Source organism: Limosilactobacillus vaginalis, from assembly GCF_025311515.1.
In the GTDB taxonomy this organism is placed as follows: domain Bacteria; phylum Bacillota; class Bacilli; order Lactobacillales; family Lactobacillaceae; genus Limosilactobacillus; species Limosilactobacillus vaginalis.
In genome coordinates this window covers 1,644,701-1,660,569 of the sequence record NZ_CP104399.1, presented here as the reverse complement: position 1 = coordinate 1,660,569, position 15,869 = coordinate 1,644,701, and the positions used below count along the sequence as shown (strand labels likewise).

13 protein-coding genes are annotated in these 15,869 nt (G+C 41.7%); 8 read left to right on the top strand and 5 right to left on the bottom strand.

Translation table 11 applies throughout. The features are described from left to right. The first annotated feature begins 46 nt into the window (after positions 1-46). The 3 genes from N4627_RS08160 (at position 47) to N4627_RS08150 (ending at position 1,723) form a co-directional block, all read left to right on the top strand. A complete protein-coding gene (locus tag N4627_RS08160; RefSeq protein WP_260964652.1) occupies positions 47-1,045 on the top strand; it encodes a D-2-hydroxyacid dehydrogenase in 999 nt (332 codons plus the stop codon). A 216-nt stretch (positions 1,046-1,261) separates the two neighbouring features. Then, a complete protein-coding gene (locus tag N4627_RS08155) occupies positions 1,262-1,447 on the top strand; it encodes a CsbD family protein (RefSeq protein WP_260964650.1) in 186 nt (61 codons plus the stop codon). A gap of 15 nt (positions 1,448-1,462) precedes the next feature. Beyond that, positions 1,463-1,723, top strand: coding sequence for a GlsB/YeaQ/YmgE family stress response membrane protein (locus tag N4627_RS08150; RefSeq protein ID WP_260964648.1), 261 nt, complete (start codon positions 1,463-1,465; stop codon positions 1,721-1,723). Positions 1,724-1,938: 215 nt separating this feature from the next. Here N4627_RS08150 and hflX read toward each other — a convergent pair whose 3' ends face one another. The 3 genes from hflX to N4627_RS08135 all read right to left on the bottom strand — a co-directional run bounded on the left by hflX (position 1,939) and on the right by N4627_RS08135 (position 4,644). After that, positions 1,939-3,213 carry a GTPase HflX gene (hflX, locus tag N4627_RS08145; protein ID WP_003716548.1) on the bottom strand — a complete coding sequence of 425 codons (1,275 nt, stop codon included), beginning with the start codon at positions 3,211-3,213 and terminating at the stop codon, positions 1,939-1,941. Positions 3,214-3,248: 35 nt separating this feature from the next. Then, the gene (locus tag N4627_RS08140) at positions 3,249-3,908 is read right to left on the bottom strand and encodes a histidine phosphatase family protein (protein WP_003716549.1); all 660 of its coding nucleotides are present in this window, start codon (positions 3,906-3,908) and stop codon (positions 3,249-3,251) included. Between the two features lie 85 nt (positions 3,909-3,993). After that, positions 3,994-4,644: a VTT domain-containing protein gene (locus N4627_RS08135; protein ID WP_003716550.1), complete on the bottom strand. Its 651-nt coding sequence runs from the start codon at positions 4,642-4,644 to the stop codon at positions 3,994-3,996. Between the two features lie 169 nt (positions 4,645-4,813). On the opposite strand from N4627_RS08135, the gene helD reads away from it, so the two are divergent. Next, entirely contained in the window at positions 4,814-7,141 is a 2,328-nt protein-coding gene (helD, locus tag N4627_RS08130) for an RNA polymerase recycling motor HelD (protein WP_003716551.1), read from the top strand. Between the two features lie 60 nt (positions 7,142-7,201). On the opposite strand, the gene N4627_RS08125 is transcribed toward helD, so the two are convergent. Both N4627_RS08125 and N4627_RS08120 read right to left on the bottom strand, forming a co-directional pair. After that, positions 7,202-8,098: a DMT family transporter gene (locus tag N4627_RS08125; RefSeq protein ID WP_003716552.1), complete on the bottom strand. Its 897-nt coding sequence runs from the start codon at positions 8,096-8,098 to the stop codon at positions 7,202-7,204. A 79-nt stretch (positions 8,099-8,177) separates the two neighbouring features. Further along, entirely contained in the window at positions 8,178-9,071 is an 894-nt protein-coding gene (locus N4627_RS08120) for a DMT family transporter (protein WP_191336873.1), read from the bottom strand. Positions 9,072-9,536: 465 nt separating this feature from the next. Here N4627_RS08120 and N4627_RS08115 point away from each other — a divergent pair, with 465 nt between their 5' ends. The 4 genes from N4627_RS08115 (at position 9,537) to mobC (ending at position 15,823) form a co-directional block, all read left to right on the top strand. Then, the gene (locus N4627_RS08115) at positions 9,537-11,627 is read left to right on the top strand and encodes an LTA synthase family protein (RefSeq protein ID WP_098044547.1); all 2,091 of its coding nucleotides are present in this window, start codon (positions 9,537-9,539) and stop codon (positions 11,625-11,627) included. A 292-nt stretch (positions 11,628-11,919) separates the two neighbouring features. Beyond that, positions 11,920-12,843: a type I pantothenate kinase gene (gene coaA / locus N4627_RS08110; protein ID WP_040530723.1), complete on the top strand. Its 924-nt coding sequence runs from the start codon at positions 11,920-11,922 to the stop codon at positions 12,841-12,843. A gap of 93 nt (positions 12,844-12,936) precedes the next feature. Further along, positions 12,937-14,490 (top strand): glutamine-hydrolyzing GMP synthase, encoded by a 1,554-nt coding sequence (guaA, locus tag N4627_RS08105; RefSeq protein WP_260964638.1) that lies wholly within the window; start codon positions 12,937-12,939, stop codon positions 14,488-14,490. 745 nt (positions 14,491-15,235) lie between these two features. Continuing rightward, positions 15,236-15,823, top strand: a complete 588-nt coding sequence (gene mobC, locus N4627_RS08100; protein ID WP_260964636.1) for a plasmid mobilization relaxosome protein MobC — start codon at positions 15,236-15,238, stop codon at positions 15,821-15,823. Positions 15,824-15,869 lie beyond the last annotated feature (46 nt).

Below are 15,869 nucleotides of genomic sequence, written 5' to 3'. Positions count from 1 at the left end.
TGTAAGCGATTTTTTACACACAAATATGAAAAGGATGGGGTTTCAAATGAAGCTAATTATGTTTGGCGTAGATGATAAGGAAGTACCATACGCTAAGGAATGGGCGACTAAAACTGGCAATGAAGTTAAATTGGTTAGGGAGCAATTAACGACTTCAACCATTGATTTAGTGGAGGGCTTTGATGGAATTTCAGTTCTTCAAACCAGCAAGATTGATGATCCAGCCATCTATACTAAGTTAAAGCAATTTGGGATTAAGCAACTATCAACCCGGACAGCAGGATTTGACATGTTTGATCTTGAGTTAGCAAAGAAAAATGGTCTGAAAATCACAAATGTTTCTATCTACTCTCCACGGGCGATTGCGGAAATGGGGCTAACTCACGCAATGTACCTTTTACGACGGATTGGCGAGTTTAAGGAACGGATGGTAAATGACGCTGACTTCCGCTGGAGCAAGGATCTAGTTAGTAATGAAATCTATAACCAAACCGTTGCGATTGTCGGCCTCGGTCATATTGGCGGTGCAACCGCCCAGATCTATAAGGCGCTAGGTGCACGGGTAATTGCGGTTACACGAGAAACTAGTGTTGTTTATGCACCATATGTTGATGCATTTGTTGACCTTGAAACCGCGTTAAAGGAAGCTGACATTATTACTCTCCACGTTCCGTTGACTTCCAGTACGGAAAACATGTTTGCAGCTCCACAGTTTAAGCAAATGAAGAATAATGCAATTTTGATTAACATGGCACGGGGACAAGTGGTTAATACTAATGATTTGATTGCAGCCCTGAAGAATCATGAAATTGCGGGAGCCGGCCTTGATACGCTTGGTGATGAAACAACCTACTTTAGTAAGAAAGTTTCGCCAGCGGACGTTCCGGCTGACTTCAAGGAATTAGTTGCAATGCCAAACGTGGTAGTGACACCACACGTTGCCTTCATGACGACTACCGCTGTTCGCAATATGGTTCAGGTTAGTTTGAATGATGTTGCAGCGATTGTTGAAGGAAAAAATGTTAAGAATGAAGTTCGTTTTTAATTCATAATTAATAAGTGAGCAGACGTTAAAAGACGTGAGGATGCTGTTAAATTAGTATCTTCACGTCTTTTGTTAACTTAAGGAAAAGATAATTAATATTAATACTTTCATAAGCAGACTAGCAAAGTATCGCTAACGAAACCGCTTATTGTTATGATCAAATCATCAAAGAAAGTTACTAGCGCACAGTCATTCGGATAGAGAAAGGAGCAGACTATGACTAGCAAAAAGAGTATTAAGAATAAGGTTGTTGGCAAGTTAAAACAGGTTGAAGGAAAGCTAACTAAGGACAAGGTTCGTGGGGCAGAAGGTAAAGCACAAGAAACTCACGGTAAGGCTCAAGCAAAAGCAGATGAGTTAAAGAAGAAAGCCGCTAAGAAAAAAGAAGAATTAGCTGAATAAAAGGAGGGGATGTAAATGTTCCATTGGATTTGGGTATTAATCGTTGGTGGTGTCATTGGATTGATTGCCGGAGCGATTACTCGTCGTGGTGGTTCCATGGGAGTCATCAGCAATATTATTGCCGGACTAGTAGGTTCGTCATTGGGTGAGGCTGTCCTCGGTGCTTGGGGACCACAAGTTGCTGGAATGGCAATTGTCCCTTCGATTATCGGTGCAGTAATTCTGGTATTAATCGTTTCCTGGATTATGGGGATGATTAATCGGGGAGCAGCGTAGTATCACTTATATAAATATAGATAGAGGGTGAGAAAAATAAAAGTTTTTCTCACCCTCTATCTATATTTAGTTATCTCCGAACTTACAGAGTCTAATTGCGGAAATTAACCCGAGCCTTCGAGTCTAACTACGAACGACTCTGATGAATTCATCATCATTCATCGTTCTAGGTTAGCCCACCAGGCTCTTAAATGGGTTAATTCCCAGCTTCCTATTTATTGAATAACGTATTTTTGATACTTATCGTAATCTTTTTGCGAAAGTTCAACGGTTAGAACAGTTCCGCTGTTTTGGTATTCAGTATTCAAAATGTTGGTATTTTCGTTAAGGTATGAAACAACATTTCCGTCCGCAAACGGGATCAGCATTTTGGCTTCAACATAGTCTTGGAAGAGGTGCTTCCGAATAGCTGAAACGAGGAGATCGAGTGATTCATCGTCCTTAGCAGAAATCACAATTTGATCGTCACCCTCAAGTACTGGATATTCCATGTCGGTCTTATCAGCCTTGTTGAAGACATACAACATTGGAATGTTTTCGATTCCAATCTGCTTTAGAGTTTCTTGAGTGGTTTTCATCATGTCTTCGTAATGTGGGTCTGAAGCGTCAATTACCTGAATCAACAGGTCAGCATTGGCTGCTTCAGCAAGCGTTGACTTGAATGATTCAACAAGGTGGGTTGGCAACTTGCTGACAAAGCCGACCGTATCACTAAGTAAGAACCGTTTTTGATCCGGTAATGTTAATTGACGAACACTGGTATCCAAAGTAGCAAATAGCATATCCTTTTCAAAAACAGTCTTGTCTTCGCCAGCACCATATTTTTCAACGAGGCCATTCATGATCGTAGACTTACCAGCGTTAGTATAACCAACGAGGGCAGCCGTTGGAATGGCACTCTTGTCCCGTTGCTTCCGTTTAACTTCTTCGGAACGATCAATTACCCGCAGTTCTTTTCGCAGGTGGCTGATTGAATTCTGAATTGTCCGCCGGTTCATTTCCAACTTGGTTTCACCGGATCCCCGGTTAGTGAAGCCGCTACCGCCACCGGTTTGCTGATCAAGTCGTTGGTTAGCACTAGTCTGTAATCGTGGCAGTCGGTATTGTAATTCTGCAATTTGAACTTGGAGTTTGGCTTCCTTGGACTGTGCCCGTTCAGCGAAAATTTCAAGGATCAGTGCAGTACGGTCAAGAACACGACAGCCAAGTTCGTCCTCAAGGTTTCGTAACTGACTAGGAGTTAACTCATCATTAGTGATCACGGTTGAAACATTTTCAGCTAAAACTGCTTCTTTAATTTCATCAACCTTACCACTTCCGAAGTAGGTAGCTGGATTAGGCCGGTCAATTGACTGATCAATCCGGTCGATTACCTTCATGTGATTTGCCTGGGTTAGTTCAGCAAGTTCGGTCATGGAATAATCAAAGTCTTCTTGTTCGGTGTTTAACCCAGTGATTAATACTGGCTCTTCAGTTTGTATGTTATCCATTGAAAGATAGTGTTCCCCCTTTTGGTTTAATTATTTTATTTATCAGGAATGTGGAGTTGGTTATAGAAGTCCACATGAGTATCAGTATCAGTTAGTGTCATTTTCATAATGCTGCCGTTTCGTGGCGAAACATTTTGATCGACCCCTTCAAGGTAGCGATCAGCGATTGAACGGATAGCAGCACCGTGTGAAACGACAACCGCAACAGAGTTATCTGGCAGGTTGCGTAATCGATCAAAGCCCTTATCCATTCGGTGCCAAAAACGTTCAGCATCTTCAGCGTCCCCATATTGATCCGCCTTTGCAATTCGATCTTTAAGTTCATCAGTGCCCCAGCCAGCAGCCATTTGTGAGAATGTATGGTAGCCATATTTACCACCAACAATGTCGGCAACTGCACCGCCATTTGCTCCTTCAAAGAAGCCAAAGAAGATTTCTCGAAATGCTGGTTCTTGAATTGGCTCCTTAAGGTCGGTATTAGGATCAGCAGCAAGGAGCAACCGTGCGGTATTAACTGCCCGTGAAAGATCGCTACTGAAAATATAATCAAACTTAACCTTCGATAGTGCCTTTCCTACACGCTTAGCATCTTCAATCCCCTTTTCGGTAAGGGGAGCGTCAGACCATCCCTGCATCCGATTATAGCGGTTAAGGTATGTTTGACCATGACGAACAAAGTAGACAGTAATTGCCAACTTGATCAGCTCCTTTTTACGTAATAACAATTATCTACTATTTTACCATGCTTTAATGGTAAGTGGGAACCGTGACAGTCTAATGTTACAGCATGTTATTCCGCTTAAGGATCTTTCGCCGAATGTGACGAATGAGGGCAAGGGTGGCGATAACCAGCAAAGCAGCAGCAACAAAAATCAGGATAATTAACGAGAAGTGTTCCTTAACGAATGGGATGCTGCCAAAGTAGTAACCAACGACACTGGCAAGGAGAACCCATACTATAACACCAAGAAGGTTGCCGACCATGAACCGGCGAAAATCAAAGTGCATTGTCCCGGCGATTAACGGCACAAACGTCCGGATTAGCGGTACAAAACGACCGAAAGCAATGGTCTTAATCCCGTGTTTTTCCAATAATTGGTGGGCCTTGACCATTCCGGGACCGTTAACTCGTTTTGCCAGCCATTGCCAGCGTGAAAGTGAGCGGCCAATGAAGTAGTTGACCGTATCGCCAATAAAGGCTGCTAAAAAGAAAACGGGAATTACAATTTCCATTTTCAGAACAGGGTGAAATGCAATGAACGAGGCGGTAAGAAAAATCAGTGATTCTCCCGGGAGCCACGGAAAAATGACCAGTCCGGTTTCCATAAAGATAATCATAAAAAGTAGAACGTAACTCCACGGCCCGAGCCATTCAAACATTGGAATGATTACTTCAGCAATGTGAGTCAAAATATAAAGTAAGTTGGCCAATCGACACGGCTCCTTTCTGAATCGAATTATTATACTATTTTACCGTTATTCTGGACTTAAAAGTTAGGGTAGCAGTAATATTTAAAGATAATTTAGCATTCACGATAACAGGGCGATATTGTTTCGGTCACCGCTTCATCAATGATATAATAGTAAGACGATTTCACGAATGGAGGTAGAAAGAGTGACCGAACAGTCAGTACAAGAATTTGAACAGCAGCATTTAGATCACGTTATTGATGAGATCAAACAGGCGAAGGAGAAGGCCGAGGAAAAGATCCACACCGCCCGACATGATATTAAGGGGATCAATAAACAGATCGATGATATTCATCTAAACACGACGACCTATTCTGGGATGATGGATACGGCAATGTCATTCCGTGCCCAGCAGCAGATGCTGGATGAACGGCAAAACAGCTGGCAACATGCTGCAGATCGCCTTTCAACCTTGAAACGCTTAGAAAAGAAACCTTATTTTGCCCGAATTGATTTCCAAGAAAAGGGTGCTGAAAAACCCGAAACCGTTTATATTGGTTTAGCATCATTTAGTGATCAGCCAGATCATTTTCTAGTATATGATTGGCGGGCACCAATTTCTTCAATTTACTATGAGGGAAAGCTAGGGAAGGTTAGTTACGAGACTCCTGTTGGTACTCAGGAAGTTAATATGACCCTCAAACGTCAATTTCAGATTGATGATGGGACGATTGTAACGATCTTTGATACTGATGAGCAGGTCGGTGATCAAATGCTTTTGGAAGCTTTGGGCACCCATTCCAGCACTAAGATGAAGAGTATTGTTACAACGATTCAACGAACCCAAAACGAAATTATTCGGGACACAAAAGACGATCTTCTCTTTGTCCAGGGGGCTGCAGGTTCTGGTAAAACAGCTGCGGTTCTTCAACGGGTTGCATGGCTTCTGTACCGTTACCGAGGTAATCTGAGTTCGTCTCAGGTGGTCCTCTTCTCACCTAACCAATTATTTAATGATTACATTGACCAAGTGCTTCCAGAATTAGGGGAGCATAATATGGTCCAGATGACTTATTACCAGTTTGCTAATCGACGGGTTCCACGGCTTCATGTGGAAACACTAGCTCAACGGTTTGACAGCAGCCAGGATCCGACAACCAAAAAGGCAGTTCAACTAACAACGAGTTTAGCTTACTTTAAGGCAACCGGACGTTACGCTAAGCACCTTGGGAAAGCCAATATGCGTTTTCGCAATTTGATGTTCCGCGGAAAAGTCTTCATTAGCAAAGAGAAGATCAAAGAAATTTATTATTCATTTAATAATAACTACAATCTTGGCAACCGACTTGATGGAACTAAGGAAGCACTAATCAAGTACCTCAATCACCGGGTGAGCGTTGAAATGCGCAGTAAGTGGGCTGAAGAAGCCGTACAAAACCTGAGCAAGGAGCAAATTGATGATTTGATGGACAACCAGCCACGAGAATTTGCGGATGAAAACCAACAATTCAAGTTCTTGGCCCGTCAGATTGTAATGAAGGCTCTTACACCGGTAAAACGGGCGATTGATCATAATTTATGGCTCAATATCAACGCCCAATTCATTCACCTTCTACGGGCAACCCCTAAACTCATAGACCTGGATAAATTTGGCATTAGTACCACTGAATGGGAAGCATACGTTGAAAAAACAAAAGATGATCTTCGTCAAGGAAACATTAGTGCTAACGGGATTACCATTTATCTCTACCTTTACGATTTAATGACCGGAAAGAAGGGTCAACGGGATATTCGGTATGTTTTCATTGATGAAGTTCAGGATTATGATGCTTACCAATTAGCATACCTAAAGTTCCGTTTCCCTAACGCCCGCTTTACTCTTCTTGGCGACTTGAACCAGGCAATTTTTACCCATGAAAATAGTCGTTCGCTCTTACGGCAATTGGGGACGATGTTTGATCCAGAAAAGACCAAGGTTGTTCAATTAACTAAGTCTTATCGGTCAACTAAACAAATTACGGACTTTACAAAGCACTTCCTAACGAATGGGGAGGCAATTGAAGCCTTTGACCGGAATGGTGATTTGCCAACTGTAATTGAAACTGATAGTTATTCTACCGGTGTTGATAGTGTCGTTGAAACGCTAAAGAAGTACCAGCAGGAGCATGATGCAGTGGCAATTATCGGTAAGACGCTTAATGATTGTGAAAAACTTTATGACGAATTAAAGCGACGGAATGTCAAGACAACGCTTATTCGGACAGAAAACCAGCGTTTAGTTGATGGGGTCATTATTGTGCCATCGTTCTTGGCTAAGGGGCTAGAATTTGACGCAGTGATCGCCTGGAACGTTAACGAGCAGGAATACCCTGATGACAGTGAACGCCAATTGCTGTACACGATTGCTTCTCGGGCAATGCATGCGTTAACGATGATTTCCGTCGGTAAGGTGACGCCATTACTTAAGGGTGTACCAGATGACCTGTATTCATTGGTGAAGCGCGGTAAAAATAATTAATAAAAACAAAGACCTGAGTCTCCGCTTGACGAGAACTTAGGTTTTTGTTTTAAATGTAGCTTAATCTTGTACTCTTAGCTTTGAACTGCGGAAATTAAACTGCATAATCACGTTAGCCATAATAATTAGCAAGCCACCAATAACTAATCGTGGTGAAAGCTGGTCGTAGCCGAGAATAACGGAAATGATTGTTGCAAAAAATGATTCGCTCATCAAAATCAAACTGGCAGAAGTGGCATCAGTGTACTTTTGTGCCCTAATCTGGATTCCCCGGGCAGCAAAGGTAATCACCACAGCAATGATTGCCAGTGGGAGAAGTGCTTGAAGCCACTGAATATGGCCAAGGGATGCCCGTTCTGTTGTCAACGCTAATGGGGTGCCGCAAACTACTTGGACAACCCCGATTAACGTAATGATAATCCACGGACTAGATGCTCGGCTCGCATATTTACCGAAAATGATAATTTGCAATGCCCAGAAAAAGGCGGAGAAGAAGGTGATTAAGTCGCCTGATTGAAGAGACCAACTACTTCCTGTAATCCCCGTTAGAATTGCCATTCCAGCGAGTGATAGCGGAATCGCAAAAATGATTTTAAGCTGTGGTCGTTCGTGCCAAAAAATCCATAAAATTAATGGAGTCAAGATAACGTAAGTCACGGTGATGAAGGAACTCTTGGCCGGTGTCGTAGATTGAAGGCCGAGTGTTCTTAGATAATAACCGCAAAAGTTAACCAGGCCAACGATCAAGCCCACTTTGATGTCAAAACGGGTGGCTTGGCTTAATTGACGATGAAAAAGGATGATCCCGCCAGCCACACACATGGCGCCGCGAACTGCATTGATGGTCCCCGATTGCATTCCGGCATTGACCACCATTTTATTGAAAATATAGGTGCTCCCCCAAAGAATGGTTACAAAAACAAGGAGGAGGTTAGCAACTGTTTTGGAAAGCTTCATCAGCGTGCTCCTTTCAACTTCCAGAAAATTCCTGGTTAAAAGATAATTGCAGAGTACCAATTGTTGATCCGAAATGCAATTAATTAGTCCGTTTTAAGAATGGGAGGCGGTGAAGATCAGTTTGCATAATAGCGTTGGCGAGAAGCAGGATTGCTCCACCAATGATTAACGAATGAGTTAAGGAATCGTATCCTAAAATTACTGATAGGACACTGGCAAAGAACGATTCAAGCATCAGAAGCAAACCAGCAGATGTAGCGTCGGTATACTTTTGGGCAGTGATTTGCAGCCCTTGAGCGACAAAAGTAACAAGAATTGCGAGCAGGGCAACCGGAATTAGTGCTTGGATCCAGTGGATGTGGGCAAAAGTCTGCGTTTCAGTAGTAAAGGAGACGCACCAACCAGCGATCCCTTGAATTAACCCAATCATAAAGATGATTATCCAGGGACTTGAAGCTTTAGAGGCAATTTTACCGAAGAAAATTAATTGGAGTGCCCAGAAAATTGAAGAAATAAGTGTTAGAAGATCACCATAATTTAAGGCTAATCCACTAGCCGTAACGTTGGTTAAAATGCCCATCCCGATTAACGCTAGCGGAATAACAAAGTAAGTTTTCCGTCGTGGTCGTTCATGCCAGAAGATCCATAAGAGAAGTGGCGATAGAGCAACGTACATGGTAGTGATAAAAGCATTTTTGGCTGGCGTAGTAAAACGAAGACCGTCAGTTTGCAAATAATAGGCAATAAAGTTTGTGATTCCCATTAACAGTCCAGCTTTGAAATCAAACCGGGTCATTTGACGGATGCTTTTATTGAAAACAATGAGACAGCCAACGACACACATCGATCCACGGACAGCATTAATCATCCCTGACTGCATTCCAGCATTGATTGCCATTCGGACAAAAATATAACTTGCGCCCCAGAGAATGGCGACGGTTAGTAAAAGTAAATTAGCCTTACGTTTTGACATTAAGATTCCTCCCCAAAATATTTACTATCCTAGTATATGATATTTTGTTGCAAATACAACAAAGAAAAAAGGGAGAGTGGGGTAACATAGTAGAAACGTGCTTCGCCCGAGTTCCCTAGAGCTAGCAACCTCTCTCCTAGGCGCAAGTCGCCTTCGTCGAGAGAAATTGCTAGCTTTCCGGGAACTCTTTGGGGCGAAGGCACTCTACTTCAAACGTGCTCAGCCTAAGCTCCTTCCTAGGCAACATAGTCAAGATCTGCTCGCCAGGAACTTGCTAGAGCTAACAACCTCCCTCCCAGATGCTTTCAGCATCCAGTCGGGAGAAATTGTTAGCTTTCCGCAAGTTCTCTGCTGGCTCGCACTCTACTTTATTCTTAATTTTTTTTGAAATAAGTTTTTAAAGGTTGCTCGCTCTAAATTGTTGTAATATTGTAAGTATTGATATTTTTTAATGGAGGAACGATTATGAAGACAGCGTTGCAGAAGCTCTGGCACGGCTTGAATACCAAGCTTGGCTTTTTTCTGCTAGTAGTACTCCTGTTTGCAATTAAAAGTTACTGGGCATATAGCACTGAGTTTAATTTAGGTGTTAAGGGGAGTGTTCAGCACTTTCTCTTGGCATTTAATACTATTCCTGGTGCATTAGTCTTTCTGGGGATTGCCTTATATTTTAGGGGACGGCTATCGTACTGGTTGATGCTGATTATTAATGCATTACTCTCAACCTGGCTGTTCGCTAACATCCTGTACTACCGTGAATTTTCCGATTTTATTACATTTAACATTATTAAGGGTTCAGGAGCAGCCTCCAACAACCTGGGGACGAGTATTCTAGGAATTATTCGTCCAGAAGATTTCTTGGTTTACGCTGATGTGATTATTCTTGCATTAGTACTCCTGTTCCATGTTATTCGGGTTGATATGCGGTACTTTAAGATTCGTTATGCAATGACGATTACCGCGTTAGGCTTTGTCTTATTTGGCGTTAACTTGGGGATGGCTGAATCAAACCGTTCACAATTGTTGACTCGGACATTTGATAATAACTACATTGTTAAGTATTTGGGATTACAGGCTTACACTATTTATGATGGGGTAAAGACAACCCATAACAGTGTAGTTAAGGCGAAGGCAAATAAGGAACAGCTAAAGCCAGTGCAAAAGTTCTTAAAGAAGAACTATGCTGGTCCAAATGTTGAATATGAAGGGACCATGCGGGGAAAGAATATCTTCGTTGTCCACTTGGAAAGTTTGCAGCAATTTATGATTGATTATAAGCAAAATGGTCAAGAAGTAATGCCAAACTTGAACAAGCTGTACCATTCATCTAATACTCTGGCTTTTGATAATTTCTTCCACCAGGTTGGTCAAGGAAAGACTGCCGATGCCGAAATGATGCTGGAAAACTCCCTTTATGGTTTGCCAGAAGGTTCAGCAATGGTTACTGACGGAACAAACAACACGTTCCAATCAGCACCTGCTTTATTGCACCAAAAGCTGGGTTATACGACAGCTTCGTTCCACGGGGATGTGCCGAGTTTCTGGAACCGTGATAATGCTTATAAGTCCTTTGGGTACCAATACTTCTTTAGTAAGAGTTACTATCCAAAGGTTAAGGATCAGGAATTGGGTTACGGATTGAAGGATAAGATCTTCATGAAGGAATCAATGCACTATGTAGAACAGTTGCCACAACCGTTCTACGCAAAGCTGATTACTGTTACTAACCACTATCCATACATTATTGATAAGAAGAATACCTCGATTGATGCGTGGAAGACCGGGGATGACACGGTTGATCACTATATCCAAACTGCACATTACCTTGATCAATCAATTGGTGAATTCTTAGATTACCTGGATAAGTCTGGCTTGCGGCAAAACAGTGTCATCATTTTGTATGGTGACCACTACGGAATTTCAAATAATCACCGGCCGGCAATTGCTCAAATCTTGGGTAAGAAGAAGGTTACTAACTACGACTTGGCAATGTTCCAAAAGGTGCCATTCATGATCAATGCTCCTGGTCTTAAGGGCGGAATTGACCATACTTACGGTGGTGAAATTGATGTTCTGCCAACCCTTGAAGACCTATTAGGAATTAGTTCCAACAAGTACATTCAATTTGGTCAGGATCTTCTCTCTAAGAATCGTAACCAAATTGTGCCATTCCGGAATGGTGACTGGGTAACGCCAAAATACACGAAGTATAACGGCGATTACTACCACACTTCCACTGGAAAGCAGATCAAGAACCCAACGGCAAAGGAACAGAAGCAGTTTGACAAGATTCAAAAGTACGTCACAACTGAGTTAGGGTTAGCCGATAAGGTAATGAATGGTGACTTGATTCGGTTCTACAACCTTCCAGGATTCAAGAAGGTTAACAAGAAGGACTACACTTACAACATGAAGAAGAGTCTGAAGAAACTGAAGAAGGATCAGAAGAAACACAAGACGAGTGTGAAGGCAAAGAATAATAATCAAAGTACTTACGATGATTACTCGACTGACGCACCGGAATTGAAAGATCAGAACCCTAGTTTCCCAGATTAGGGTATATAAAAACCTGTCAGCAAAAAACTGGCAGGTTTTTATTTGATTGAAATATAAAATGAAATTATCAAATATAAAGCAAATATAAAATAAGATAAGCAAATATAAACAGGTATGTTATAGCCGATTAATTGATTACGGTTCCTCGTTGTGGCTTTGTCCAATTATCATTACCATTCTTTGCTGAATTTGTTGATAAGTATAACCAAGAACACTTTCTGATCTAGTCATCCTAAACTATGGTATGATTATTGTTAATCGCTTACATTATTTAATGAAGGAATCAGTAACTATGAATGAATGGATGAATTATGAGCAATTTGATCGACAGGAATGGCATAGCTTCTTTCCGACAGATACGGTTCGTTTGAGCCAGGATAACCTTGATGAGATTAAATCGCTTAATGATCGAATTTCAATTGAGGATGTTCAAGATGTCTACTTGCCACTAATCAAGCTGCTTCAGTTGCGCTTTCAAAATCATCTGGAATGGCAGATGCAAAAGGCTAATTTTCTCCACCAGAAAAGTGAACGGGTCCCGTATATTATAGGGATTGCGGGATCGGTTGCGGTTGGCAAGAGTACGATTGCCCGTCTGCTAAGTATTTTGCTAAACAAGCTTCTCCCAGATAAACGGGTCGAATTAATGACCACGGATGGTTTCCTTTATCCAAATGCCGAATTGAAACGACGGGGGATTCTGGATCGGAAAGGGTTCCCTGAATCGTATGATATGGAGAAGCTGTTGCGTTTTATGAATGATATTGAGGCTGGTAAGACAGTAGTAAAGGCACCGACATACTCACATCAAGTGTATGATGTGATGCCAGACCAGCCGTTAGTTATTCGGCAACCAGATATTTTAATCGTGGAAGGAATTAATACCCTTCAGCTGCCATCTAGTCAGCAAATTTATGTTAGTGACTATTTCGATACTGCAATTTATGTTGACGCTGATGCTGAGCAGATCGAAAAGTGGTACCTGCAACGGTTTGGGATGTTGTTAGATACGGCGCTTACTGATCCGGATAACTACTATTATTCCTATTCCCAGGGGCCGCGAGAAGAAGCGTTTAAGATGGCGAAGAATGTTTGGCAAACAGTTGATTTACCAAACCTCACTGATTATATTTTGCCAACTCGTAATCGGGCCAACATCATTCTTCATAAAACCGCTAATCACGTGGTTGATCGGATCTACCTAAAACGCGGTTAAAAAACGAACTAATAATGACCATTGACCATTAAACGTTTAGCTTGTAAACTTAGTTGTTAAGAAATAAGAAATTCAGAAAAGGGAAGTGGCAACGTGGCAAAATTAAACTTGGATGCTTTCGATAAGATTATCGTGCTTGATTTCGGTAGTCAATATAACCAATTGATTACTCGGCGGTTACGTGACTTTGGAGTTTATTCCGAACTTCTATCGCATAAGATTACTGCTGATGAGATTAAGCAGATTAACCCTAAGGGGATTATTTTCTCTGGTGGTCCCAACAGTGTCTATGATCCAGATGCCTTTAAGGTTGATCCGGAGATCTTTAAGTTAGGTATTCCAATTTTAGGAATTTGTTATGGGATGCAATTAATGTCATACGACCTTGGCGGTAAGGTTGAAAAGGCTGATAATTCCGAATATGGTCGGGCTGACATTGAAGCCTTAGATGATAACGCAGTCTTGTTCAAGGGACTACCAAAGAAGCAATACGTTTGGATGAGCCACGGTGATTTGGTAACTCAAGCACCAGAAGGCTTTGAAGTTGTTGCAACTAGCAAGAACTGCCCAATTTCTGCGATTGCTGATAATCAGCGGAAGTTTTACGGGATCCAATTCCACGCTGAAGTGCGGAACTCCGAATACGGCTTAGACATTTTACGGCGGTTTGCCTTTGATGTTTGTGGCGCAAAGGATAACTGGACGATGGATGACTTTATCGATCTTCAGATTGAACATATTCGTCAAGAAGTCGGCGATAAGAAAGTCATCCTTGGCCTTTCAGGTGGGGTTGATTCTAGTGTTACTGCTGTTTTGATCCACAAGGCAATTGGTGACCAATTAACTTGTATCTTTGTTGATCACGGATTACTGCGGAAGAACGAAGCAGATCAAGTCATGAAGGCGTTAAATAAAGATCTTGGTGTTAACATCATCAAGGTAGATGCTTCTGACCGCTTCCTTGGTAAGTTAAAGGGAGTTACCGATCCTGAAACCAAGCGGAAGATTATTGGTAAGGAATTCATTGAAGTCTTCAACGAAGAAGCGAAGAAGATTCCAGATGCGGACTTCCTTGCTCAAGGAACCTTGTACACCGATGTGATCGAATCCGGAACTGACACTGCCCAAACAATCAAGTCCCATCATAATGTTGGGGGATTGCCAAAGAAGCTTGGCTTTAAGTTGATCGAACCATTGCGGAAGCTCTTCAAGGATGAAACCCGTGAATTGGGTGAAAAGTTAGGGATCCCACACGAATTAGTCTGGCGGCAACCATTCCCAGGTCCTGGTTTAGGAATTCGGGTAATTGGTGAAATTACTCCTGAAAAGCTTGAAATTGTTCGTGAAAGTGACGCAATCCTGCGTGAAGAAATCAAGAAGGCCGGCTTAGACGAAAAGATTTGGCAATACTTCACTGTCTTGCCAGGGATTCGTTCAGTTGGTGTTATGGGTGACGGTCGGACTTACGACTACGCGGTTGCTATTCGTGCCGTTACCTCAATTGATGGGATGACTGCTGACTTTGCTAAGATTCCGTGGGATGTTCTGCAAAAGATCTCTGTCCGGATCGTAAACGAAGTCGATCACGTTAACCGCATCCTTTATGATGTCACGAGTAAGCCACCTTCGACGATCGAGTACGAATAATTCAGCTTTTGCGCTAGGATAAGGAATCCCGGTATAACGGCTTTTAGCGGGACTGCACCAATTCAAAAATAAGCAAAAACTGGGTTGTTCCCTACCAAAAACCCTACCAAAAATTAGCGATTGTAATCATTAAATTGGCAGGTCTATTTAAGATAAACATTGGGATTAGATAGGATAACTTGAAAGATAGTTATTCTATTTTTTTATGCCGTTACCTACCAAATTTATTATTTTTGTAATATTTGCTTGTTTTGGTCAAAGTAAGCAACTGTTGGCTACCTTATCGTTGATTGATAAGGTAGTCATTTTTGTTTCTTTTTGATGATGCAAAAAGAAATTGCTGGTCCAGCTGGCAAGTTCAGCTGGTCGGTGTTGTTACTTATGTCGAACACATAAGTAAATCAGATATAGAATCTCGAAATGACCTTGAATGCAATCTCAAGGTACTCATTTTCGAATGTAATATCTGATTGCTCGACAGGGTGAAGGGGAGCTAGCAAGGCGCCCCTCCAAGCATTAGTTATGTATTACAAACTCGTTTGGTATTACTAACTTAATTGCTTGCGAGTCGTATATGATCAGAGATATAATATATTTGAAGAATTTGGTACCTACCAATTAAATATTGGTAGGTACCAAAAATATACGACCCGACGATTAAGGAAATTTAGTCAGTCGTTGTCGCGAGCACGCGAAGACTGAAAATTTCTTTTGCCGTTAGGCAAAACTGAGGAGGTTATTGAGAATGAAGCCATTAAAGAATAAGTTAATTCAGGCTCGTCTAAGTGAGGATGAGTTGGCGGATTTTGATGAAGTGAAGCATGAATTGGGGCTTACTGGTAACTCAAAGGCAATGCGCCAAATGATTCGTGATGAGAAATTATTAATGCAAGCAACTGATGAGTGTCACAATGACAATTATGATGCAGTTACAATTTTAGTTCAGCAATTAAATAATCAGGGTAGGTTGCCGTTAGTTGAAGCATTGTGTGGGTTAACAAATTCCAAGTCATTAAGCGAATTAAAGATAGTTCGGGACCAATACGCTGATATTCAGCAACAACTTGAAGGAATTATGTATGCGGTGACCAAATCAGGAACCAATTTAAATCAAATCGCTCATGTTTTGAATACCGCAAAAGGGCAAGCAGAACAAGAGAACGCTGATTTAACCGATAGTGATTTATGGAATTGGGTAGCTAACCAACTTGTTCAGAATAATCGGATTTTAGCAGAGTTACACTCTAAAATTGACGAGTTTCAAACTAAGGTAGGACTTCTCAAGAAAGCGAATGATAGATATGACAGTTCTCGAAACGCACTCGTGTCGTAGTAGTTACGGACGGTTGCAATATCTATTTCAGGAACCACCCCATAGC